This is a genomic window from Amycolatopsis taiwanensis DSM 45107, assembly GCF_000519205.1.
Classification (GTDB): Bacteria; Actinomycetota; Actinomycetes; order Mycobacteriales; family Pseudonocardiaceae; genus Amycolatopsis_E; species Amycolatopsis_E taiwanensis.
Genome location: NZ_JAFB01000013.1, coordinates 231,224 through 253,829 on the forward strand (window position 1 = coordinate 231,224; position 22,606 = coordinate 253,829).

Here is a 22,606-nt window from a genome sequence, read left to right on the forward strand (position 1 = left end):
ACTTGACTGCCCATGATCTATGGAGGGGAGGAGCAACTGGTAGGTCCGTTTGGCTTAAATCAGCGCTGCACCCAGTCCGGTTCCAAATCGGACAGATAGGTCGCCAGGTCGGCCCGGGACTCCGCGGGCGTGCCGACCTGGGCTGCCATGTCGTTGTACAGGCCCAGCAGATGTGTCGTCATCACGTCGCGTGCGCCACCCTCGTCGCGCCGCTTGAGAAACCGCGCCACCTGGCTGTGTTCAGTGGCCGAGCGGTTGTGCACCTCGGCGCTGCCGTAGCTGTTGCGCCGGAACGGGCGCAACCGCATCACCAGCGACCGGTGCAGTTGGTCAAGCAGTTGGTTGTGGCTGGCCTTGATGACGGCGGCGTGAAACGCCTCGTCGCTGCGCAGCAACTCGTCCTTGTCGTCGATCGGGACGTGCTGGTGCGCCTTGGCGAGCTTGGCGATGTCGTCGAGTTCGCCGGACGTGGCACGCACCGCGGCCATACTCGCCGCGGTGCCCTCCAGCGCGATCCGCACTTCCATCAGGTCGAGATCGCTGATGCCCTGGTCGAAGATCAGCGCATCCTCACGCCCGGAGACGTTCGTCGAGCGGACGTACCAGCCGCGGCCCCGCAGGACCTCGACGATTCCCTGGAGTTGGAGCCGTTGGAGCGCGGTGCGCAGTGAACTGCGGGCCACCGCCAGCCTCTGGGCGAGTTCGGGCTCGGTGGGCAGTCGGTCGCCGGCCTTGAACCGCCCGCTCGCGATGAGTGACCGAAGCTTCTCCTCGATCAGCTCTGGCAGCGGCTTGCGGGTGTCCGGAGAGAGCGCCCAGCTCTCGTCATCCATTCTTCGCCTCATCGAGTGCTCGCTTTAGCGGTGTCTGAGCATCACCAGATTCTAGGCAGCACAGAGACTCAGGTGCAAGTTGTCTGTCAGCAGCTTGATACTTGACAGACAACCTACAAGTACGGGACCCTGAGGTTGCCGAGGTGGAGCCGAGGGGGTACCCGCCTTTCCGGCCATCTCGCTGCTGTGAAGGAGGTGTGCGTTGAACTCGCAAAACCTGCTGATCGTCGTCTCCGGTGTGGCTCTCGCGATCACCATCATCGGATGGCGGAAGGTTCTCGTCTGGGTGCTGTCCGGGTTGGTGACACTGGCCATTCTGGGGCTGGTTCAAGTCGTCATGCTCGTCACGGCGACTGTTTGACGAGCCGGCTGCGATCTGTTGTCAGTCAGGTTCAACCTCCCTTTTGGCGACTCCCATCCGCGCGCATTCGGAGACGGTGTGTGAGGTACGTTTGCGCGGTCCGAAGATTGCCTCTGGCATCCTCAGGGGAGCCGCGCAGGATGAACCACAGACCCGTCTGGCCGGACGCCACGGCCGTCCACGCGGCGCTCGCTCCCACGGACGCCCTGCTGGCCGAACGTCGTGCCCTGTACCAGATGGGCGCCGAACTTTTCGTTCCCGGCCAGGAAAAACCAGTCGGCGAGCGGCTGGACAACCCGCTGTTCCGGTTCCGCGTCGGTGAAGCGCTGGCCGGCCGGGCGAGTTTCGACCCGACCGTCGAGGACGATCTCGACGATGTCGTGACGGACCTGTGGTCGGGGCCGCTGCGACTGCGGGTGGCGACCGATGCGAAGGCTCGTGATCTGCTCGGCGAGGCACTTCGGATCATCCACGCGCTCAGCGTTTCCCAGGGGCCACCGCCGCGTCCGCTGACCGAGGCCGACGGCGCGCCCTTCGACGAGGCGCTGCTCATGGTCACGGCCGGGCTGATGACCGCACACCGGGTGAGCCCGCGCCTGGCCGCCGACCTGCTCCCGCACACCGGCCTGCTGGTCGTGCTCGACCCGGCCACCTCCGGTGGCCTGATCTCCGCCTCTTCGCGGTTCTTTCCCGGGCTCATCCTGATCGATGCGCCGAAGAACCCGTTCGACGTGGCCGAGGCGTTGATCCACGAGGGCGCACACCAGAAGTTCTTCGATCTCGCGATCACACATGATTTCCTCGGCGCCGACATCGCCGAGGACCGGCGGTTCAGTCCGTCGTGGTCGGGGGCCGACTGGCCACTCGACCAGGCCATCGCGGCCTTCCATGCCTACGCTTGTCTAGCGCAGTTCGCCGAGGACGTCGCACGGGTGGGGGAAACCGGGTCACTGGGCCCGAACTCGCTGCTGCCCTCGGCACGTGAACGCGAGGCCGAGATCGGCGCGTGGCTGCTCGACGTCGAGGAGACGCTCGAAGCAGACGCGCGCTGGTTTCTTCGGACCTTCCTACAGGAAGACACCGATCTACCCGAGCCGGAAAGCGCCACCGCGCCCGAAGGCCGCTACGCCCTGGATCCGTTGCTGCGGGTGACGAGAATGGCGAGCACCGGACGGATCCTGCTGGCCCGGCCCGGTTCCCCGCCGGAACTGCACTGGCTCGCCAGTGGCGCGACCGACGTGGTCGACCGCCTGACGGCCGCGCCGGTTTCGGCCGCGGAACTGGAACCCGCGCAGGTCGCGGCGCTGGCCGCCCTGGTGGACCGGTCGCTGGCTTATCCGGTGCCGGGCAGCGCCCCGGACGGGCTACAAGCCGACGTCGACGCCTGACGGACGAGTACCGTCCTAATCGGACGCATCCAGGGAGAACGCTATTCCAAAGACACGCTTGGTAAACCAGGTTTCTAATTACAGAGAGGGAATCCGATGACATCCCAGTGGGACACCCGCCGGGCCGGCGCAAGTCCGTCCGGCGTGCCGATGGTGCCGCAACCGCCGATCGGCATCGGCTCGGCCGAGCGTGACCTCGGGTCGCAGCCGCAGGGCCGTCCGGTCGCACGCGTGGACTTCTTCCGCCGCATGCCGACGGGCGGCAGCACCGCCTATGTGAAGCCCACCCAGGACTGAGAGTCACTCAAAGTCCGTGTTCGTGCTTCGGCGAGTGGCAGACGCGCCGCCGAAGGCCTCGCGAACGCGGCTGCGGGCCGCCGGCCTGGTCGGGCCGGATGTGCGTTGCCAGGTCACGGTCCGTAGACAGACGCGTTCGTCGATCGCGCGTTTTGAAACACAGACTGAATGCACGTCGCGCGCGGCAACTGTCGCCGACATGTTGCCGCTGCGCCCTATAGCGCACCCGAGGCCATCGCCTCGCAGCTGCGTAGCACCACCGCGGCCGCACGCCGCTGATCCGAGCCCAGCCCCGGACTCTCCGCGAACTCCCGCCAGCGCGCGATCGATTCGGACAGATCGACTTCGGCCAGCCGCTCGGCCGGCCCCACGCCATGCCCGCCGACCAGTTGCACGGCTTCCTGCTGGAAATCCCGCGGCAGTGAGACCCGGCCGGTGCGGATCGCGGCCAGCAGCCGGAGTTCGGTGAAATCGTGTGCGCTCGCCAGCGTCCGTTCCAGCTCCGCCCCGATCGCGGCCGCGGCCGGCCGCGGCTCCATGCGCAGCACGACTTCCAGGCCGAGCAGCGCCGACCGGGCCTTGAGCACCTCGCGCCGTTGGGCGAAGTTCCCGTCGATCGACTCCAGGAGTTCCGACAGGCCGCTGCGGGGCAACAATTCGGCGGACAGTTCGGTCAGGCTTCGCGCCTCCTGCCGCAACAGCGATATCGCCACCCGGATGCCGAACAGCCCGAACCGTTCCAGCAACGTGGCATGGCCCGGTGAGATCGTGGAGAACCGGTCCGCCGAAAGCAGGTAGGGCTCCAGTTTCGCGCGCTCGATCCGGGCCAGTTCGGCGAGTGCGTCGTATTCGGGCTGGCTCAGGTTGCGGCCCGCGCGGGCGAGCAGCCCGGCGACCGCGACGACGTCCTGGCAGAGCCCGCGCAGCTCGGGCTCGCACCGGTACCGGCGCGCCAGCCGCCGGGCCGAGATCAGCGCCTCCAGCCGGCCGCCGCCCAGTTCGTCGGCGCGGGACAGCACGACGATGGCGTTGACCGCGGCGGCGCGGGCGATCGGATGGTCCTGCAGCGTGTACAGGAAGTCCAGGTCCGCGCCGTGCGGATGCCGTACCAGGTACAGCACGGCGTCGGCTTCCAGACAGATGTTTTCGATCGTGTCGGGCGCCGGGGGCGGTGCGTCGATCAGCGTGAGTTCACCCGGGATCTCGCCGATCGCCTGGACCAGCGTGGATTTGCCGGAGCGCGGTGGCCCGACCACCGCCAGCCGGAGCGGCTCGTCGAACCGCTCGAGCTGCCGCCCCAGCCAGTTCGCCGCCCGTGGGCTGTCCTGGTACGCCCCGAGCGCCTGGGTCAGCAGACCGCGGGCACGAGAAGCCACATTCACGCGTGCTCCTCCGCGATTTCGCGCGCGACTTGACCGAGGACTGTTCACGCGTGCTCCTCCGCGAGTTCGCCACGAGTCGACCGGGTGCTTCTCAAGCGATGAGTCCCCGCGGTCGCATCGCGACGAGCGTCTGCGCGGCCTGCCGGAGCCGGACCAGCTCCTCCATGCTGCTCCGGATCTCCTGGGCACGCGTCGCGCGACGAGTCGTGTCGTCGTCGATGAACTGCTTGACCGCCTTCGCCGTCTCGGTGATGTCGGACCGAAGCTCGTCCGTGACCGCGGACAGCCGGTCGCGCAGCGCACGGTGGATCTGGCGCGCGGTGTCCTTGCTGTGCTTGCCGTAAGTCAGGAAGAAGTCGTCGACATAGCGGTGGGCGGCGTTCTTCGCGACGGCCTGGCGCCGCTTGAGCCGGTTGCCACGCTCCTCGAGAATGCTCTTCGCGCCGAAGGCGGCGCCCGCGCCGAGCGAGATCGGGTTGATCAGGGGCAAGCCGGCGATCGTGGTCGCGAGGCCGAACATGAGCAGACCACTGTAGGACCCGCGCATGCCGACGAACAGCTTCTGCCCGACGCCGAACCGCTCCACCCGGGGCAGCTTCAGGTCACCGACCGCGTCGGCGGGAACGTCGCGGGGCAGCGAGTCCGGCAGCGCGTCCGCCCGGTGCGGCGCGACCTGGCGCCCGATCTTGCGGGCGATCCACTCGAAACGGTCGAGCAGCCATTCGGAATTGGTCTCCGCCACCGTGGTCAGGTTCTCGCGCAGCCATTCCGTGAACTCGGGCCAGGACCGCGCCGGGTCCGCGATCTCGAAGTACTCGTCGACCTCCGCCAGGATCTGGCGGGTGCGGTCACGCAGATCGAACTCGACGTCCGAGATCAGGTCCGACACCTCGTCGGAGAGCATGGTCTGCCAGCGTGCGGCCTCCCGCTGCAGCCTCTCCAGCCGCCGGCTTTCGGCCTCCCAGCGGGCCACCGCCGGGCGGGTACCGGGCTGCTGGGTCTCGGTGAATTCCTCCTGCAACGGTTCGAGCAACATCTCCACGACCGTCGTGCTCAGCGCGGCCACCGAGCGCCGCGCATGCAGGTCGGGCTGGCTCAGCAGGTCGTTGTGCAGCCAGGCGAGCAGCTCGCCGAACCCCGATTCCTTGTTGAGCGCCTTGTCCCCGGTCTTCGCCGCGGCTAGGCGCAGCGTCGCGGAGACCGGGATGACGGTGGCGAAGCCCTGGCCCAGCTGGGCGCGGTTGCGTTCGGCGACCGACCGCCACCCGGGCACCAGGTCGATCTTGGTGAGGACCAGCACGATCGTCGGGCACAACCGGGCGACCTCCCGCAGCAGGCGCAGCTCGCCGGCCGACAGCTCGCTCGTCGCGTCGGTGGCCATCAACACGGCGTCGGCGGAGTCGACCATCTCGACCGACCGCGGCGGCGAGTCGACCAGCGCGAGCCCGCCGGCCAGCAGGGCACGCGGAAGGCCGATTTCCGCGCGGACCGCGGTCGGTTCGGTATTGGCCCGCGCGGTCACCGACTCGATCGGCACGGGTTCGCGCGACGGCCCTTCGATGGCGAGCGGCCCGGCGGTGATCATGCTCGCGGTGGGTGTTTCCGCGTGTTCGATGATGGCCGGCACGGCCGTGGTGTGATCGTCTCCGACGGCGCAGACGTTCGCGTTCAGCAACGCGTTGATCAGCTGGCTCTTGCCCTGACCGGTTTCGCCGATGACCACCACGCGCAGCTTCGGGTCCAGGAGTCTTTTTCTGCGCGCATGCAGACGTTGGACCAGGTCGTCACGGTCGTGGACGGAGCAGGCCCGGGTGGTGGAGTCCAGTACGTCGATCCAGGACGGTGCCATCACCCGAAGGAGTGTGCCACGCATGGCAAGCGGCCGGTCTCCCGTCGCCCCTCGGGACGGGAAGCCGGCCGCTTGCCGAGGAGGTCAGTGCCCGAGCGGAAGGTCGTTGATCAGGCCGCCGACGTCCGGCAGTGCCGCCGTGTGGTCCAGCGCAGAGGTCACGTCGCCCAGCGGGCTGTGCGAAACGATGTCGGTGACCGGCTCCGTGACGTGCTCGATGGTGGGCAGCGGGTTGGCCACCGGCAGGTTCGGCAGCGAGTGCGTCACGTCCGTGGCGATGTTCAGCGGCAGGTGCGCCGGCGCCTGGGCGGGAAGGTCGGCCACCGCCGGCAGCGCGTCAGCCGAGGGCACCGCGGGCAGCGCCGGGATGGACGGGTGCGCGATCTCGGCCGACGCGACCTCGGAGCCCTGGGCGACGTGCTGGCTCAGCTCCTCGCCACCCGCGGTCACCGCGGCACCGGCCTGAGCGCCGGCGTTGGTGAGGTAACCGCCGAGGGTGTTGGCGCCGGATTCGATGCCGCCCGCCAGCAGGTCGCCACCGCTGGACACGAAGCTCGCCACGGCGCCCGCGGCCGGGGCGACCTTGCCGAGAACCTCCGAGTCCAGCGTGCCGGCCAGGTCACCGGCCGAGGCGGGGGTGCCGTCGGTGGACACGGTGTACTGGCCGAGCACCGAGTCGGTGGACAGGGTGCCGTCGATGCCATCGGGGCCGGCCATGACGGCGCCTCCGAACATGCCCAGCGGGGTGGCCACGGCACCGGCCAGGTCGACACCGTCGGCGCTGACCGACCCTGCCGCGGCCGCCTGGACATCCTCGCCGTCGTAGGCGATGAAACCGTCTGCCCCGTCGGCCGACCCGGATCCTTCGACCTCGACGGCGCCCAGGTCCGGGGCGGAGAGGGGCAGGTCGGTCAGGTCCGGGGTGGCCAGCGACCCGAGGTCGGGGGTCGCCAGTGGCAGCGCGCCGAGGGCGGGGGCCTCCATCGGAAGTCCGCCCAGCTCGGCGGTCTCCATCGGAAGCCCGCCGAGGTCGGGGGTCGCGACCGGCAGCGCGCCGAGGTCCGGGGTGGCCAGTGGCAGTGCGCCGAGGTCCGGGGTGGCCAGCGGGAGCCCGCCGAGGTCCGGGGTGGCCAGCGGGAGCGAGCCGAGGTCCGGCGTCGCGAGCGGGAGGGCGCTCAGGTCGGGCGCGTATTCGGCGACCAGCGGGGCGACTTCCTGGATGTCCTGCGGGGTCACGTCGCTCAGGCCGGCGTCCGCCAGCGCGGCGGCCGGGTCGGCCGCGAAGGCGGACCGGGCGGCCTCGTCGGTCAACAGGTTGAGCACGAAGTCGTGCAGGTTCTGGGCTGGGAGAGACAACGAATGCTCCGCGAGGTCGGTTGAGTGGGTCGCGTCACAATCTAGGGAACTCGGACGGTACGGACATCGGGGATCGCGCCGGGTTGGTCATCACGAGTAGCCGGGATCGGCGTTAGGGGATTAGGGGATGTGACCGCGGTTCAGTGACGCTGGTACGAATGAAGCCCTATGCGTTACGTGCTCGGCATTGACATCGGGAGCACCCGGATCGCGGCCGCGATTTGCCGCCGGGCCGGGCAATCCTGGGCCGAGCCGCAAGTCGTGCGGGTCTTCGAGTCCGTCCTGTATGTGGCGCCCGACGAGACCGTGCAGGTCGGTTTGGACAATTTGGTCGCCGGTGTCGAAAGCTCGCGGATGGCGCGGCGCTTCCTGCGCCGGATCGGGGACGAGGTGCCCATCCAGCTGGGTAACCAGCTGTACAGTCCCCAGGCGCTCACGGCCGCCGCGGCCGGCTGGGTGACCGACCTGGTCACCGAGGTGGAGGGCGTGCCACCCGAGCGGGTGGCGCTGACCCATCCGCCGGGCTGGGGCGCCTACCGCCGTGGTCTGCTCCGCGACGCGTTGACCGACGCCGGCCTGCCCGGGACGTTGCTGCTGCCCGGCCCGATCGCGGCCGCCGAGAGCCACCTGGTCCGCGAACGCGTCGAGGTGGGGACCACGATGGTGGTGTGCCGGCTGGGTGGCGAGCACGTGGACCTCGCGGTCCTGCGGCGTAACCCGGGCACCTTCGAGGTGATCGGGCACGGTGAGTCGCCCTGCCCGCAGGCCGGGGCCGCGATCGACGATCTGCTCGCCGAGCACGTCGGTGCGGAAGACCGAGGCTCCTGCCTCAGGGCGAAGGAGATGCTGTCCATGGCACCCGAGGTCACGATTCCGGTGCCCGGTGATCTGGTGCGCGTTACCCGGCCGGAGTTCGAACGGCTGATCCGGCCGCTGCTGTCCGCTTGCCTGGCCCCGCTCAGCCGCTACGCTTCGGTCTCCACCGTCCTGCTGGCCGGTGGCACCGCCCGGATTCCGCTGGTTGCCGCGCTCGCGGCGGAGACGCTGGAGGCCCGTGTGATGGTCGATCCCGACCCCGGGACGGCCGTCTGCCGTGGTGCGGCGCTGGTGGCCCGGCCGCCGGTCGAGGCGTTGCCGGGATCCACGGCGCTGGTGCCGCGCGTGCCGAGCCTGCCCGACCACGATGTGGACGACGGGTTCGACGCCGAACCCGTCCCGCCCCGCCCGCCCGTCGTGGTGACTCCGCTGGAACCGCCGAAACGCCGGTTCGTCAAGGGAGGCCGGTCGTGATCCTGCTGGACGAGCCCACGGAAAAGGTGTGCGCGGCGATCTCCTCCGGCACACCGGTCCGGCTCGCGATGGTGGCGCCCGGCGGTTACGGCAAGACCGCCGTGCTCGAACGCCTCGCCGGGGCGAATGCGCGGTTGGTGGATGACGCCCACCTGCTCGGCGACGCGGAACTCGCCGAATTGGCGCGGTTGCTCGATGACGGGGCCAGCGTGGTGATCGCCGCGCGCCCGTACCCGCGGCCTGCCGCGCTGAACCAGGTTCTCGCGCGGCTACGGGGACAATTGGTGCTGCGCCCGTTCGACCGGACCAGGACGGCGGATTTCCTGCGCAGGACGGGCAAAGATCTTTCGCCTGACTCCGTCCAGGCGGAGACCGGCGGGGTGCCGGGCTTCGTGCGCATGCTGGCCGAAGGCGGAGACCTGACCGGGTTCCGCCGTGAACTGGACCTGTTGCCCGAAGACGTGCTGCGGTTCCTGCTCACGCTCGACCCCCGCGCCGACTTTCCCGTCGAAACCAGGGAAACCGCGCGTGCGGCGGGTTTCCTCGGTGCGGACGGAACGGTGCTGCCGATCGTCGCGCGGGCGCTGCGGGAGCTGATGCCGGATCGCGCGGTCGGCCCGCGCTGGGCCGAGGCGGCGGCCAGAGCCGGTGACTTCGACGCGGCGCTCCGGCTGGCCGATCAGATGATCGTTGCCGAGCATGCGCCGGACCGGGCCGAGGGCGCGCGGATCGCGGGTACCGCGCTGGCCCACCGGGGTCAGCTCGCCCGCAGCGCGGAACTGTTCCGATGGTCGGACACCGGCCCGTCGGCCTGTTTCGCGGCGATCGGCATGGTCGGCACCGGCCGGCCCGCCGAGGCCGAGAAGCTGCTCGAACAGTCCACGATGGACGGTCCGCCGACGTTGCTGTCCGGTGCGGTGTCTTCGGCCGCGCAGGGTGTGCTGGAGTCGCTCGGCGGGCAGCCGGCCGTCGCGCTGTCCACTTTGGTCAGGTCCGCGGAGATGCTGGAGCCGGTGTCGGCGGGCATGCTGTTGCCGGACAGCCCGGCCGCGCTCGGCGCGCTGGTGGCCCTCAACTGCGGTGAGGCCGCGATCGCCGAACCCTTGCTGGAGCGGGCGATCGAGTCCGGTTCGCTCGTCGCGCGGCACACCCTGTTGCTGGCGTGGACGGCCATGCTGCGCGGTGACCGGGAGGTGGCCGCCGCACGGCTGCAGTCCGCCGGGGACGGGCTGGCGCAACGGGACTGGCTGTTCGCGGTGGGGCTGCGGGTCGGGCTGGCGCGCCGGGCCGCCGATCTGGCCGGGCTGCGCCGGATCTGGGGCCAGGCGCGGGAGGCGGTCATCCGGCAGCCGGTGGATCTGTTCACGTTCCTGCCCTTCGGCGAGTTCGAGGTCGCGGCGGCGCGGCTGGGGGAACGTGACCGGCTCGCGCCGCATCTGCGGCAGGCGCGGGAACTGCTGGCCGCGCTGGGCGATCCGCCGCTGTGGGCGACCGCGCTGCACTGGAGCGGGTTGCATGCCGCGATCCTGGCCGAGCAGCCCGACGAGGCCGCGGAGCACGCGTCGGCGTTGTGTGCCGGCGCGGGTGCCGGCCCGTATTTCGCCGTGATGGCCGAAGCGGCCCGATGCTGGCTGAAGGTGCTCCGCGGAGACGTCGACCCGATCGCGGTGGAGAGCGCCGCGCGTGGTCTGCACGGCGCCGGCCTGTGCTGGGACGGCGCGCGACTCGCGGGACAGGCGGCCATCCGCACCGCGGACCGCAAGGCGATGGTGACCCTGCTCGACTGCGCCCGGGTGTTGCAGGGTCGCGAGCCGGACCCGTCTGAAGCCCCCGCCCGGTTGAGCGAGCGGGAACGCCAGGTCGCCGAACTGGTGCTCGCCGGGCTGACCTACAAGCAGGTCGGCGACCAGCTGTTCATCTCGGCCAAGACCGTCGAGCACCACATGGCCCGGATGCGCCAGCGTCTGGGCGCGTCGAGCCGTTCGGAGCTACTCAGCGAGTTGCGCGCCGAACTCGCCCCAACCACCAAAGGCATGTCGTAACCGGACAGCTGTTCGTCGTGCTCGGGTGCGCGGCGCCTCGCGGTAAGCGGCGGCCGCCGGCTCGCCCGGTCAGTGCAGTGCGCACGACCCCAAGGGCCTGCGTCGAAGTCGGTTGGGGTGGTCGGGCTGGATCTTGGCGTTCCTACCCGAACCCGGAACTCGCCCTCCCGAACCCAGAACTCGCCCTCCCGAGCCCGGAACTCGCCCTCCTGAGCCCGGAACTCGCCCTCCCGAACCCAGAACTCGCCCTCCCCAGCCGGGGACACGCCAGCACCTGGCGTGTCCCCGGTCCAGGCACGTGAGTTCCCGGCTCGGGCGGGCGTGTCCCCGGCTCAGGCACGTGAGTTCCGGGTCCAGGCACCCGAGTTCCTGGTCCAGGCACCCGAGTTCCGGGTTGGGAACATAGACACCGAAGGCAGGACTACTCCGGCAACGTTGCCAGGCACGCCTCCAGAGCCTGGAACGAGAACACAGCACCGTCGCCACCCGCTACGAAGCCACCATCCGCCCCGCCGCCCTCAACCATCCGCCCCGCCGCATCAACGAATGGTTCTGATCCACGTTGATACAGACCCTGGAAGCAGTCCTGGCGGCGAATGATCACGGCAGGATCTGGACCGCCTGGCCGATCTGCAGGGTGTTGAAGAACTTCAGCGAAGCGGTGCTGGAGAGGTGGATGCAGCCGTGGGACGGCGTCGACAGGCTTCCGGTGTGGAACGCGTCCCCGGGGTAGAAGAAGACGGAGTTCGGCATGGGCGCGTTGTCGAACTCCCGGCTGAGGTGCATCTTCTCCTTGGAGAGCACGCGGAACATGCCGGTCGGGGTCGCGTTGCCCTTGCGCCCGCCGAGGGCCGGTACCGGTCCGTAGATCACCTTGCCGTCCTGCACCAGCCACGCCTTCTTCGCCGAAAGGCTCACGCAGGCGCCGCTGCTGATCGAGCACGGCACACCCGGAGCGGCGGTGGTGGGCTTCGGCTTCGGCGTCGTCTTCGAGGTCGAAGAGGAGGACTTCGTGGAGGTGGCCGGCGGTGGCGTGCTGCTCGACGTGCTCGCCGGCGGCGTGGTGGTCGTCGGCGCGGCCGAGCTGGTCTGCTCGACGCTGCTCGCCGCCGCCGCGGGCTGGATGGCCGCGTTGTCGGTGGCTGGAGACGAGCAAGCGGCCAGCACCACCGCCGTGGCCAGGCCGCCCACTGCCGCCAGGATCTTCTTCACCATCGAGCCACCATTCCCGTTCGGATCATCACTCTGGTTGTCAAAACGCGCGATCGACGAACGCGTCTACGGACCGTGACCTCGCAAGGCACATCCGGTCGACCTCCGCTCGCGGCCCGCAGCCGCGTTCGCGAGGCCTTCGGCGGGCGCGGTTTCTACTCGCCGAAGCACGAACACGGACTTTGGGATCACCGTCGTCGATTAGACGTGGACGATATGCCCGCGTTGACTCCGGCGTGGTCACGTTTTTGTTGCGGAGGGCGATCGCGCAGGATGGGGTCATGCGATACGTCATCATCGGAGCCGGTGCGATCGGCTCGACCGTGGCCGCGCAGCTGCAGCTGGCCGGAATTCCGGTCGTCCTCCTCGCACGCGGCGAGCACGGCGCCGCCATTCGCGAAAACGGCCTGCGCTACCTCCGTCCCAGCGGTACGCGACAGGTCCGGGTGCCGGTCGCCGAGCATCCCGGGGAGGTCACGCTGACCGGTGACGACGTGCTTGTTCTGGCCACGAAGAGCCAGCAGACGGAGCAGGCGTTGCAGGAGTGGGCGTGGCGTCCCGCGGGCGAAGGCGTCGCGGCCGATCTGCCGGTGCTGAGCCTGCAGAACGGGTTGGAGAACGAGCGTGCCGCGCTGCGCCGGTTCGGCACGGTTTTCGGCGCGTCGGTCTGGCTGCCGTGCACCTACCTCACACCGGGCGAGGTCAGCGCCGAAGGTGCCGAGAAGCCGGGCATCCTTTGGCTGGGCGGCTATCCCGCGGGTGCGGACGATCCGCGTTTGCACGCGATCGCGGAGGATCTGGGCACGGCGGATTTCGCCGTTCAGCTCGTGCCGGACCTGATCCGCTGGAAGGCGGGCAAACTGTTGGGCAACGTCGGCAACGCGGTCGACGCACTCTACGGCGAGCGGGCCGGCTGGGTGATGGACGAACTGCGCGCCGAGGCGCGGCGGGTGTTCGCCGCGGCCGGCATCGCCGTCGCCGACCTGGTCCGAGAGTCCGAAGTGGACGTTTCGGTCGCGACGATCGCGGAAATCCCTGGCCGGTCGCGGGGCGGCAGCTCGACGTGGCAGAGCCTGGCGCGCGGCACCGGTTCGGCCGAAGGCGACTTCCTCAACGGGGAGATCGTGCTGCTGGGCCGGTTGCATGGCGTACCGACGCCGCTGAACGAGGCGCTGCAACGCAGGATCGCGCTGGCCGCCGAGCACGGAGCCGCGCCCGGTTCCGCGGATCTTGCCGAGCTCCGGACCCCCGGTCGAACCCCGGTGCTCGTCAGCGCCGGCGAACTCGCCCGGGAACTCGAGTCGGCCGAGCCGCCGATCTTGCTCGACGTGCGCTGGGTGCTCGGCGATCCACACGGTCACCAGGACTATCTCGACGGGCACATTCCCGGCGCGGTGTACGTCGATCTCCACACCGAACTCGCCGCCCCGCCCACTCTGGCCGAGGGACGGCACCCGCTGCCGGAGCCGGCCGACCTGCAGGCGGCGGCCCGGCGCTGGGGCGTACGGGAAGGGTCCCGGGTCGTGGCCTACGACAGCAACGGAAACCTCGCCGCCGCGCGTGCCTGGTGGTTGCTGCGGTGGGCCGGGGTCGCCGACGTGCGGCTTCTCGACGGTGGTCTCGACGCGTGGCAGGGACCGCTGGAGACCGGGTTCGGTCGCACTCCGGAGCCCGGAGATGTCGTGCTGAAGCCGGGAAACCTGCCCGTGCTGACCATCGACGAGGCCGCGGCCCTGCCGTCCGCCGGCGTGCTGCTCGACGCCCGGGCGGGCGAGCGGTACCGCGGCGAGCAGGAGCCGATCGACCCGCGGGCCGGCCACATTCCCGGCGCGCTCAGCGCCCCGACCGGGGAGAACCTGGGGCCCGACCGGCGGTTCCGCCCGGCCGCGGAACTGGCCGAGCGCTTTCGCGCCCTGGGCGCCGGGGACGGGCCGGTCGGCGTCTACTGCGGTTCCGGGGTCACTGCCGCCCACCAGATCGCGGCGCTGGCCATCGCAGGCATCGACGCCGCGCTCTACCCCGGCTCGTGGTCCCAGTGGTCCAACCAGCCCGACCGCCCAGTAGAACGCTCAGTGGAAACCTAGCCCGCATGTTCCGTCTGGCATGAGTGAGAAGTTTGTGCCGCTTTTCGTCAGTAACGGGTCACTCATGAAAACTGTGGCCTGACAACTGCCGAACCCAGTGCTGAGGGGTCTCGCTGATTGTCGGACAGGTACCCTCTGCTCGCCAGCTGCGATGGCGAGCAGAGGGTTTGACACTCGCCGCGTGGCGGCTCTCACAACGGCCGGCGGCCTGTGCCATGTGGGCTACCTCACCATCAGTTCGCTACGAGCGCTAGCCCGATCGGAGATCGCCGTCTTTCGTGTCGTCCCTTGACGATTCACCCTTGACCCGGTTCCCCCTCAGGGTCGCTGCCTACAGCACCGTCGACCCACCTCCGGTCGATCGGAGTTGCCGCGGTGACCCTCCGGAGCAGGGCGTAGACCAGCGCCGAGGCGACGAGTCCGACGTAGTAGGCGAGATCGGCGCCGTGCAGGGCCGAGGCGACCGGCCCGGTGAAGACGGTGGTGTTCATGAACGGCACGGCGGCCGCACAGCCGAGCAGGAAGGCCACCAGCGCGGGCCAGCCGGGCTGTGGCCGGGCGAGGTCTGCCAGCACGTCGAAGCTGCGACGGTGCCTTCGCCGGTGCCACCAGTCGATCACCACGACCCCGACGAACGGCGGGATCCAGTAGCCGATCAGCAGCAGCACGTCCTGGAACTTCGACGCCAGATCACCGCTGTGCATCCACAGGATGAGCGCGAACGCGATCACGGTGACGACCACCGCGGACACCGGTCGCCGCACCCGGAACCCGATCGTCTGCAGGGCAAGCGAACCGCTGTAGTCGTTCATCGCGTTGGACGACACCGCGGTCAGGGTGATCACCAGCAGCGCCACCGCACCCAGCACCCCGCCGCCGAGGAGGGTCCGGATACCCGCGGTCGTCTGGTCGGTCAGCGCTTGCCCCGCGGCCAACCCGAGCGTTTCGCCCCAGCCGAAGGAAAGCGTCAGGCCCAGCAAGGTGTAGATGAACGCACGCGGGCGTGAGGTCTTCGACGGAAGGTAGCGGCTGAAGTCGGAGGCGTAGCTGGCCCACGAGATCGCCAGGCTCAACGCGATGGTGCTGAACAGGATGAACGCTCCGGCCAGCTCGGCACCCGAGACCGTGTCGGCCACCACGATGCTTTGCCCGGAAAGCAGCCGGATGGTCAGCACCACGAAGAAGACCGCGGTCACCACGGTCATCACCGCCTGCACTCGGTGGATCACCTCGTAGCCGAGCACACCCACCGCGCATTGCAGCAGCAGCACGATCGCCACGGCCAGCCAGAACGGCAGGCCGGTCAGTTGCGCCAGCGCGTCGCCGCCGAACAACCCGACCAGCGCGTCCCAGGCGATCGAGTTGACCCACTGCACCACGCCGGGGAGCACAACGGCACGGCGGAACGGCAGCCGCGCGAACGGGAGCTGCGCGGTGCCGGTGAGTGGGCCCCAGGTGACCAGGTAGGCGACGGGAATGGAGCCGAGCACGGTGCCGACGATGAGGGCGACCAGCCCGGTGCCGAAGCCGAGTCCGAGCCCGGCGGCCAGCGTGCCGGAGAACACCGCGGTCATGGTCAGGTTCGGTGCGAAGAACACGGTGAGCAGGCGCACGGGGCGGCCGAAGCGGTTGGCCGCCGGGATGGGAGCGATTCCGTGCGATTCGACCGCGAGATCACCGGCGCGGGTCGGCATCCGCCCGCCGAACGCATCGGCGGTCAACGCAGTCGGCGCGTCGTCGTTCATGGGAGCACACTTTCACACGGCCAAACCCGCTGGTAGGTGTGGAGATATGGATCTCAGGCCGAGCACTTCGCATTGGGGAGCCTTCTCCGCCGGGCTTGACCCGTCCGGGCGGTTGCGGGTGGCGGCGCACCCCGAGGACCCGTCGCCGTCGCCGTTGCTGGGCAACCTGCCCGCCTCGCTCCGGCACGCGACCCGGGTCGCCACGCCCGCGGTCCGCCGTGGCTGGCTGGAGCGTGGCCCCGGTCCGGACCCGGCCCGTGGTCACGACGACTTCGTGGCACTCGGCTGGGACGAGGCGCTCGACCTGCTCGCCGCCGAGCTGCGCAGGGTCCGCGAAGAGCACGGCAACCAGGCCATCTTCGGGGGTTCCTACGGGTGGGCCAGCGCCGGGCGGTTCCACCACGCGCAAAGCCAGCTGCACCGGTTTCTCAACGCCTTCGGCGGTTTCACCGCGGGGCGCAACACCTACAGCCACGGGACGAGCGCCGTGGTGCTGCCGCACATCGTCGGCAGTGCGCACGAGGTGTTCTTCCGCGGCACCAGTTGGCCGACGATCCTGGCGCACACCGAACTGCTGGTCGCCTTCGGCGGGATGCCGGAGAAGAACGTCTCCGTGATCCCGGGCGGGGTCGCCCGGCACCACACGCCGGACTTCTTCGCACAGCTCGGGCGAGGAGGCACCGAGGTGGCGCTGATCAGCCCGATCCGGGATGACCTGCCGACCGGCCTGAACGCCCGGTGGTACCCGATCCGTCCCGCCGCCGACACCGCCCTGCTGCTGGCACTCGCGCACACCGTGGCCGCGGAAGGCTTGCACGACAAGGAGTTCCTGCGCGATTACTGCGTCGGTTACGAGGACTTCGAGCGGTACCTGTTCGGCGCCGAGGACGGTGTGCCCAAGGACGCGGAATGGGCCAGTGCCCGCACGGATCTGCCCGCCGCGGACATCGTGGCGCTGGCCCGGCGGATGGCCGCGGCCCGGACCCTGGTCACGGTCACCTGGTCGTTGCAACGCATCGAGCACGGTGAGCAGCCGGTGTGGGCCGCGATCGCGCTGGCCGCCATGCTCGGCCAGATCGGCCTGCCCGGCGGTGGTTTCGGCCATGGCTACGGCTCGATGGGCGACGTCGGCGGCATCGGTGGAGAATTCCGGGTCCCGCACCTGCCGCAGGGCGTCAATCCCGTACGGGAGTTCATTCCGGTCGCCCGGATCGCCGACCTGCTGCTCAATCCGGGTGAGCGCTACGACTACGACGGCACGGTGCGTGCCTATCCCGACATCCGGTTGGTCTACTGGGCCGGCGGCAACCCGTTCCACCACCATCAGGACCTCAACCGGTTGCGGACCGCGTTCTCCCGGCCGGACACGGTGGTCGTGAACGAGCCGTTCTGGACCGCCACCGCTCGCCATGCCGATTTCGTCCTGCCGGCCACGGTCCCGCTGGAGCGGGAGGATTTCGGCGCCGGGCGGCGCGACACGTCGTTGATCGCGATGCACCGGGTGGCCGAGCCGTTCGCGCAGGCCCGGGACGACTACACCATTCTCGGCGGGCTGGCGGACCGGCTGGGGATCGCCGCGGAGTTCACCGAGGGCCGTTCGGCGCGCGCCTGGCTGGAACATCTTTACGAGTCCTGGCGAACGGATCTTCGGGCCGGAGGCCTGGCCATACCGTCCTTTGTGGATTTCTGGGCCGCGGGCGAATACCGGTTGCCCGAGGCGGGCCCCGAACGCACGCTGTTCGCCGAGTTCCGGCGTGACCCGGTGGCGCACCCGCTGCGCACGCCGAGCGGGAAGATCGAGATCACCTCCCGGCGGGTCCGGTCGTTCTCCTACGCCGACTGTCCCGGCCACCCGGCCTGGCTCGAGCCCACCGAATGGCTCGGTGGGCCGCGCGCCGCCCGGTTTCCGCTGCACCTGATCGCCAACCAGCCGTCGACTCGCCTGCACAGCCAGCTCGACGGCGGCGAGGTCAGCCAGGCGGCCAAGGTCGCGGGGCGCGAGGCGATCTGGCTGCATCCGGCGGACGCGGCGGCCCGGGGAATCGCCGAGGGAGAAGTGGTCCGGGTGTTCAACGACCGCGGCGCCTGCCTGGTCGGCGCGGTGCTGACCGAGGGCCTGCGCCCCGGTGTCGTGCGGCTGCCCACCGGGGCGTGGTTCGACCCGGACGGATCCCTTTGCGTGCACGGGAATCCGAACGTGCTGACCGCGGACCTGCCGTCCTCGCGGCTGTCGCAGGGCGCCACCGGAGGGCATGTGCTGGTCGAGATCGAGCGTTATGACGGCACGCCTGGACAGTTGACGGTGAATGCGCCGCCGCCGATCAGGCACTTGAGGTGAGAACGCGTCAAAACGCAAGATCAGCACCCATAGCGACAGACCCGGAGCCGGAAAAGCGGAAGCTATCACCCAATCGAGTCAATTTGGCGGGTGAAGAGGGAAATATGAGACATTATCAGGTTACTTGACGTGCCATGCTGGTAGCTTCGGCCGAGCCTCGGTTCGCTGGGGGTACGGCCAGGCGGCCCGGAATTGGCAGCGAGGTAACGGGGCCTTGGTCATGCGGTGCCGATGGAGGACTGTTTGATGGTGCGCACCATCCTGCGCAGCGGGTCCGGCGACCTCGTGGCGGACGTGCGGCTTACCGATCGCACCGGAATCGTCGCGGCGAGCACGCCCCCGCCCGCGGACCCGCCATCGCCGGAACTCGGCGAGCCGGAATCCGGCGAGCTCCGGCCCGTGGCGCCGGCCGGAGGAGGATCGATCGGCGGCGTGCTGCGCCGAGTCCGCCGGCAGGCGTCGTTCGCCTGCGCGGCGGTCGGACTGGTCGCCCTCGGGTGGATCGGTGGCGGCATCTTCGCGCACGAGGACGTCGCGCAGGTGCCGGCGATCGCCACGGGCAACACCGGCGTCCTGGTGAACGAGGACCAGTCGAGCGTGCCGGCTCCGCCGCCGCCGGAGGTGACTCCGCTGGTACCGGCGACCGCCGGCTCGCCGTCCCCGACGCCGGCCGCCAAGACGAAGCCGGGTGCCGGCAGTAGGAAGGCAACCGACGACACGGCCCGGCATTCGCGGTCCGAGCCGGCCGGTACGCCGACCAGTCCGGCCGGACTGCCGCGCGCGGACGCCATGCTGGACGAGGCGACCCGGATGATGGACTCTCTCACCAGCCGGTTCGCGCAGCTCCAGTGGTTCATCGACGCCTACAACCAAGCCGACGGCGCACTCGCGGGTAGACAGTTTTGAAGCGGTTTGCGTGGCGGTGCAAGCTGACGGCCCACTGCAAGCGGGTCCGCCGCTCATTCTGATGCACCAAGGGTTTTGGATCGGTCATTGGTTCAGACATTGGTGATTTCGGCGATGAAGGCGTCGATGTCGAACCGCTCGCTTTCCATGCCGAAGGGGACGACCTCGGCGGATGCCTGGATGAACCGCTCGATGTCCTCGCGTTCGATTTCCACCAGGGCATAGCCGTCCGGTGACTCGATCTCCAGCAGCACGATGTTCTCGTCCGCCGCCAGGTCCGGCCGCACGCGCACGTCGCCGATGCCGGCCGGCTGGGACAACCCGGTCACGAGCAGGTCACGGGCAAACGTCCATTCAACCCACTGGCCCCGGTCGGTGCGGAAGGCGATGTTCACCGAGAACGGCTCGCTGGCCACATAGGACAGTCGGGACAGAACGGGTGCGGTCGAGCCATTCAACGAAACGAACTGGCTTCGGGTAACGGTATCGCAGCTCATGTGCCCTCCTCGCGGTCAAGGTTCGCCGGCGCGAACGAGATGGACAGCCAGGAGAGGGCGGTAGGCGGTAGATCATGATGCGTGCCGCGAAACTTTCACGCGATCCGGTGTAAAAGCATTAAACGCGTAACATCTGCGCGGACGTCTGTCAGCCGCCATCAAGGGGAATGGTCAGCCCGGCCTTGATCCGGTCCAGCACCACGCTGGTGGTGAAGTGCCGGACCTCGCAGTTGTCGAAGAACATCCGGTTCGTGAAGGCATCGAACTCGCTCAGGTCGCGGCAGTTGACCACGAGCACGAAATCGGTCCTCCCGGTCACGTGGTAGCACTGCTGGACGGCGGCGTCGGCGAGGGCCTGCTTGCGGAACGCGTCGAGCACGTCGCGTTGCCCGTGCTCCATCTCCACGGCCACGATGAAGGTCATCCCGACGCCGACGGCCTCGGGATCGAGCACGGCGACTTCACGGGCGATCACCCCGTTGGCCCGCAGCCGCTTGATCCGGCGCTGCACGGCCGCGGCCGACAGGCCGACCCGCGCCCCGATCGTCTCGGCGATCGTCCGGGAGTCCTCCTGAAGCATCCGTAGAATCGCGTGATCGAGATGGTCGAGGTCAGCGGCACGCACCTACGCATAGTAGCCAAAAACCGGTTGCCCAACTTTCCGTAGCCGGGCGTCGTGCGCCGCCGCCGGACGGAAAACCGCAGGAGGCCGACCCGCCTGGCGCCGGAGCGTCCTTTGTGGATAGCCGCGCTACGGTCCGGTCGCCGGCGCCGGGGTGGCGCACCGGCCGGTGATCCGTCCGGCACCGCGACCCGCCAGCCGGGTGGCCGTATGTGTGACCTGAAACACAACCCGCCGGTCTACCCAGGGGTAGCCCATAAACATGTCCCATGACGATGGGGACGTCTGCGGTTCTCGCCGGGCTCGGTGCCTGGCTGCCGCAACGAGTGGTGGACAACGACGAACTCGCGCGGAGGCTGGAAACCTCGGACGAATGGATCCGGACCCGGACCGGGATCCGGACCAGGCACATCGCCGACCCCGACATCTCCACTGTGGACATGGCGGTCCACGCCGGGAGCGCCGCGCTGCGCAGCGCGGGGTCGGACGTGGTCGATGCGCTGGTGCTGGCCACCACGACGCCGGACTACCTCTGCCCGGCCAGCGCGCCGCAGGTCGCGTCCGAGCTGGGCCTGAGCGGGATCGCCGCGATGGACGTCAACGCCGTCTGCAGTGGCTTCGTCTACGCGCTGGCCACCGCGGCCGGGCTGATCGCCGGCGGGATCGCCGGGCGGGTGCTGGTCATCGGCGCCGACGCGTTCAGCCGGCTGTGCGACCCCGATGACCGCACCACCGCGCCCATCTTCGGCGACGGCGCGGGCGCGGTCGTGCTGCGCGCCGGGACCCGCGACGAGCCGGGTGCGCTCGGCCCCTTCGACCTGCACAGCGAGGGCGAGCACGCCGGACTCTTGATCGTCCCGGCCGGCGGGGCGAAGCAACGCAGGTCGGACGACCCGCGCGAGCACTTCGTCTCCATGCAGGGCACCGCGGTGTTCCGGCACGCGTGCGCCCGGATGACCGAGTCCACCCGCGCGTTGCTCGATCGCGCGCACCTGTCCGTGGACGACGTGGACCGGTTCGTCGGCCACCAGGCCAACATCCGGATCCTTCAGGCGACGGCCAAGCATCTCGGACTGCCCGAGGAACGGCTCGTGGTCAACATCGGGCACACCGGCAACACCAGCGCCGCGTCGATCCCGCTGGCCCTGGCCGATGCCTGTGAGGACGGCAGCCTTCGCCCCGGCCACCGGGTCCTGATGACCGCCTTCGGCGCCGGACTGACCTGGGGGTCCACCCTGCTGACCTGGCCCGACGTCAAACCCGGCTCCGCCAGGTAGGCCCGCGCCTGACCGCCCGGCGGACCCGGCGGTCAGGAGGCTCTGGCGATCAGGAAGCGGGGCGGTGCGCTTCGGCGGTCTCGCGGACGGCCTTTTCCAGGTCGGCGCGCGACATCTTCGAACGGCCCTTGACATCGAGTTCACGGGCCATCCGCTCCAGCTCGGTCTTGCTGAGCTCGGACACGTCGGGAGCGGCCGGGCGCCGCCGGGACCTGCTGGCCTCGACGCTGCGGGCGAGCGTCTCGAACAGATCCACCACCTTGGTCGGTTCGGCGGGCGCCTCCTCGACGGTCACCGTCCGGCCCGCCTTCTTGTCCTCGACCAGCTTGTGCACTCGCTCGGTGTAGGTGTCGTGGAACTCCTCCGGGTGCCAGTCCTCGGTCATCGAGTCGATCAGGCTGATCGCCATGTCGAGCTCGCGGCCGCGGGCGTCGGCCGCCTTGGGCAGTTTCTTGAGCTCCCGCGCGGGGTCGCGAATATCCTCGGCGAACAGCAGCGTGTCGAGCACGAGCATGCCCTCCGAGGCGCGGACCGCGGCGATGTGCTGCTTGCCGCGCACCACGAACCGCGCGATGCCCGCCTTGTTCGTGCGCTCCAGGGCCTGCACCAGCAGCCCGTACGCACGCGCGAACTCCTCCTTCTCCGGCGCCAGCCAGTAGCTGCGCTCGAAGAAGACCGGGTCGATCTTCTTCAGGTCCACGAACGCCTCGATGTCGATCGCCCGCGACCGGCCCGGCGCGATCTCGTCCAGTTCCTCCTGCTCGACCAGGACGTATTCCCCGTCGCCGAGCTCGTAACCCTTGACGATGTCCGAGAAGTCGACCTCCTTACCGGTGCGCTCGTTGACCCGCCGATACCGGATCCGGTCGGACGTGCCCCGCTCGAACTGGCGGAAGTGCACGCTGTGGTCCTCCGTCGCGGAGTACAGCTCGACGGGCACGGTGACCAGACCGAAGCTGACCGCGCCGCGCCAGATCGCTCGCGCCGCCATGACCTTCCTCCCTCAAACCGAACTGTCCATAGCGGAGGCGTCAGATGTGGATGACCATGAAGTTACCCGGCAGGTGCCCAGGTCAAACCGGCCGCGCCAGCGCGGTGTTCAAAGCGGCGGAGCCGCTTGCGGTGGG

General features: G+C 69.7%; 19 protein-coding genes. 10 read left to right on the top strand and 9 right to left on the bottom strand.

Annotated elements, in window-relative coordinates:
* Nucleotides 1-59: 59 nt before the first annotated feature.
* Entirely contained in the window at nt 60-833 is a 774-nt protein-coding gene (locus A3CU_RS0111965) for a FadR/GntR family transcriptional regulator (protein WP_027942495.1), read from the bottom strand.
* Nucleotides 834-1,035: 202 nt separating this feature from the next.
* Between A3CU_RS0111965 and A3CU_RS53450 the strand changes: the two genes are divergently transcribed.
* From A3CU_RS53450 to A3CU_RS0111980, 3 genes are all read left to right on the top strand, one after another.
* The gene (locus tag A3CU_RS53450; protein WP_169739620.1) at nt 1,036-1,194 is read left to right on the top strand and encodes a hypothetical protein; all 159 of its coding nucleotides are present in this window, start codon (nt 1,036-1,038) and stop codon (nt 1,192-1,194) included.
* Nucleotides 1,195-1,334: 140 nt separating this feature from the next.
* On the top strand, nt 1,335-2,582 hold the full coding sequence (locus A3CU_RS44450; protein ID WP_052371649.1) for an HEXXH motif domain-containing protein: 1,248 nt from the start codon (nt 1,335-1,337) through the stop codon (nt 2,580-2,582).
* A gap of 96 nt (nt 2,583-2,678) precedes the next feature.
* A complete protein-coding gene (locus tag A3CU_RS0111980) occupies nt 2,679-2,879 on the top strand; it encodes a hypothetical protein (protein ID WP_027942496.1) in 201 nt (66 codons plus the stop codon).
* Between the two features lie 215 nt (nt 2,880-3,094).
* On the opposite strand, the gene A3CU_RS0111985 is transcribed toward A3CU_RS0111980, so the two are convergent.
* The 3 genes from A3CU_RS0111985 to A3CU_RS49725 all read right to left on the bottom strand — a co-directional run bounded on the left by A3CU_RS0111985 (nt 3,095) and on the right by A3CU_RS49725 (nt 7,466).
* Nucleotides 3,095-4,261 (bottom strand): P-loop NTPase family protein, encoded by a 1,167-nt coding sequence (locus A3CU_RS0111985; protein WP_027942497.1) that lies wholly within the window; start codon nt 4,259-4,261, stop codon nt 3,095-3,097.
* A gap of 91 nt (nt 4,262-4,352) precedes the next feature.
* Nucleotides 4,353-6,113, bottom strand: a complete 1,761-nt coding sequence (locus A3CU_RS0111990; protein WP_027942498.1) for a dynamin family protein — start codon at nt 6,111-6,113, stop codon at nt 4,353-4,355.
* A gap of 81 nt (nt 6,114-6,194) precedes the next feature.
* Entirely contained in the window at nt 6,195-7,466 is a 1,272-nt protein-coding gene (locus A3CU_RS49725; protein WP_052371650.1) for an IniB N-terminal domain-containing protein, read from the bottom strand.
* Between the two features lie 168 nt (nt 7,467-7,634).
* Here A3CU_RS49725 and A3CU_RS0112000 point away from each other — a divergent pair, with 168 nt between their 5' ends.
* Both A3CU_RS0112000 and A3CU_RS0112005 read left to right on the top strand, forming a co-directional pair.
* Entirely contained in the window at nt 7,635-8,756 is a 1,122-nt protein-coding gene (locus A3CU_RS0112000; RefSeq protein ID WP_027942499.1) for an Hsp70 family protein, read from the top strand.
* A complete protein-coding gene (locus A3CU_RS0112005; protein ID WP_027942500.1) occupies nt 8,753-10,798 on the top strand; it encodes a helix-turn-helix domain-containing protein in 2,046 nt (681 codons plus the stop codon). Before A3CU_RS0112000 ends, A3CU_RS0112005 begins: the two co-directional genes overlap by 4 nt.
* 600 nt (nt 10,799-11,398) lie before the next feature.
* Here A3CU_RS0112005 and A3CU_RS55400 read toward each other — a convergent pair.
* Nucleotides 11,399-11,686, bottom strand: a complete 288-nt coding sequence (locus tag A3CU_RS55400; RefSeq protein ID WP_342668907.1) for a L,D-transpeptidase — start codon at nt 11,684-11,686, stop codon at nt 11,399-11,401.
* Here A3CU_RS55400 and A3CU_RS55405 point away from each other — a divergent pair.
* The gene (locus A3CU_RS55405) at nt 11,673-12,089 is read left to right on the top strand and encodes a hypothetical protein (protein ID WP_342668908.1); all 417 of its coding nucleotides are present in this window, start codon (nt 11,673-11,675) and stop codon (nt 12,087-12,089) included. The genes A3CU_RS55400 and A3CU_RS55405 overlap by 14 nt on opposite strands.
* A gap of 202 nt (nt 12,090-12,291) precedes the next feature.
* Nucleotides 12,292-14,094 carry a 2-dehydropantoate 2-reductase gene (locus tag A3CU_RS55410; RefSeq protein ID WP_027942502.1) on the top strand — a complete coding sequence of 601 codons (1,803 nt, stop codon included), beginning with the start codon at nt 12,292-12,294 and terminating at the stop codon, nt 14,092-14,094.
* 296 nt (nt 14,095-14,390) lie between these two features.
* Here A3CU_RS55410 and A3CU_RS44460 read toward each other — a convergent pair whose 3' ends face one another.
* Nucleotides 14,391-15,839 (bottom strand): purine-cytosine permease family protein, encoded by a 1,449-nt coding sequence (locus A3CU_RS44460; protein WP_052371651.1) that lies wholly within the window; start codon nt 15,837-15,839, stop codon nt 14,391-14,393.
* A 46-nt stretch (nt 15,840-15,885) separates the two neighbouring features.
* On the opposite strand from A3CU_RS44460, the gene A3CU_RS0112030 reads away from it, so the two are divergent.
* Together A3CU_RS0112030 and A3CU_RS49730 are read left to right on the top strand one after the other, a co-directional pair.
* Complete coding sequence (locus A3CU_RS0112030; RefSeq protein ID WP_027942503.1) at nt 15,886-18,177, top strand: molybdopterin-dependent oxidoreductase; 2,292 nt, start codon at nt 15,886-15,888, stop codon at nt 18,175-18,177.
* Between the two features lie 246 nt (nt 18,178-18,423).
* Nucleotides 18,424-19,083, top strand: coding sequence for a hypothetical protein (locus A3CU_RS49730; RefSeq protein WP_156960323.1), 660 nt, complete (start codon nt 18,424-18,426; stop codon nt 19,081-19,083).
* A gap of 92 nt (nt 19,084-19,175) precedes the next feature.
* On the opposite strand, the gene A3CU_RS0112040 is transcribed toward A3CU_RS49730, so the two are convergent.
* The gene (locus A3CU_RS0112040) at nt 19,176-19,580 is read right to left on the bottom strand and encodes an SsgA family sporulation/cell division regulator (RefSeq protein ID WP_027942505.1); all 405 of its coding nucleotides are present in this window, start codon (nt 19,578-19,580) and stop codon (nt 19,176-19,178) included.
* A gap of 148 nt (nt 19,581-19,728) precedes the next feature.
* A complete protein-coding gene (locus tag A3CU_RS0112045) occupies nt 19,729-20,205 on the bottom strand; it encodes an Lrp/AsnC family transcriptional regulator (protein WP_027942506.1) in 477 nt (158 codons plus the stop codon).
* Nucleotides 20,206-20,471: 266 nt separating this feature from the next.
* Here A3CU_RS0112045 and A3CU_RS0112050 point away from each other — a divergent pair, with 266 nt between their 5' ends.
* Nucleotides 20,472-21,479, top strand: a complete 1,008-nt coding sequence (locus A3CU_RS0112050) for a beta-ketoacyl-ACP synthase III (protein ID WP_156960324.1) — start codon at nt 20,472-20,474, stop codon at nt 21,477-21,479.
* Between the two features lie 49 nt (nt 21,480-21,528).
* Here the strand turns inward: A3CU_RS0112050 and ku are convergent, their stop codons facing one another.
* Nucleotides 21,529-22,470 (bottom strand): non-homologous end joining protein Ku, encoded by a 942-nt coding sequence (gene ku / locus A3CU_RS0112055; protein ID WP_027942508.1) that lies wholly within the window; start codon nt 22,468-22,470, stop codon nt 21,529-21,531.
* Nucleotides 22,471-22,606 lie beyond the last annotated feature (136 nt).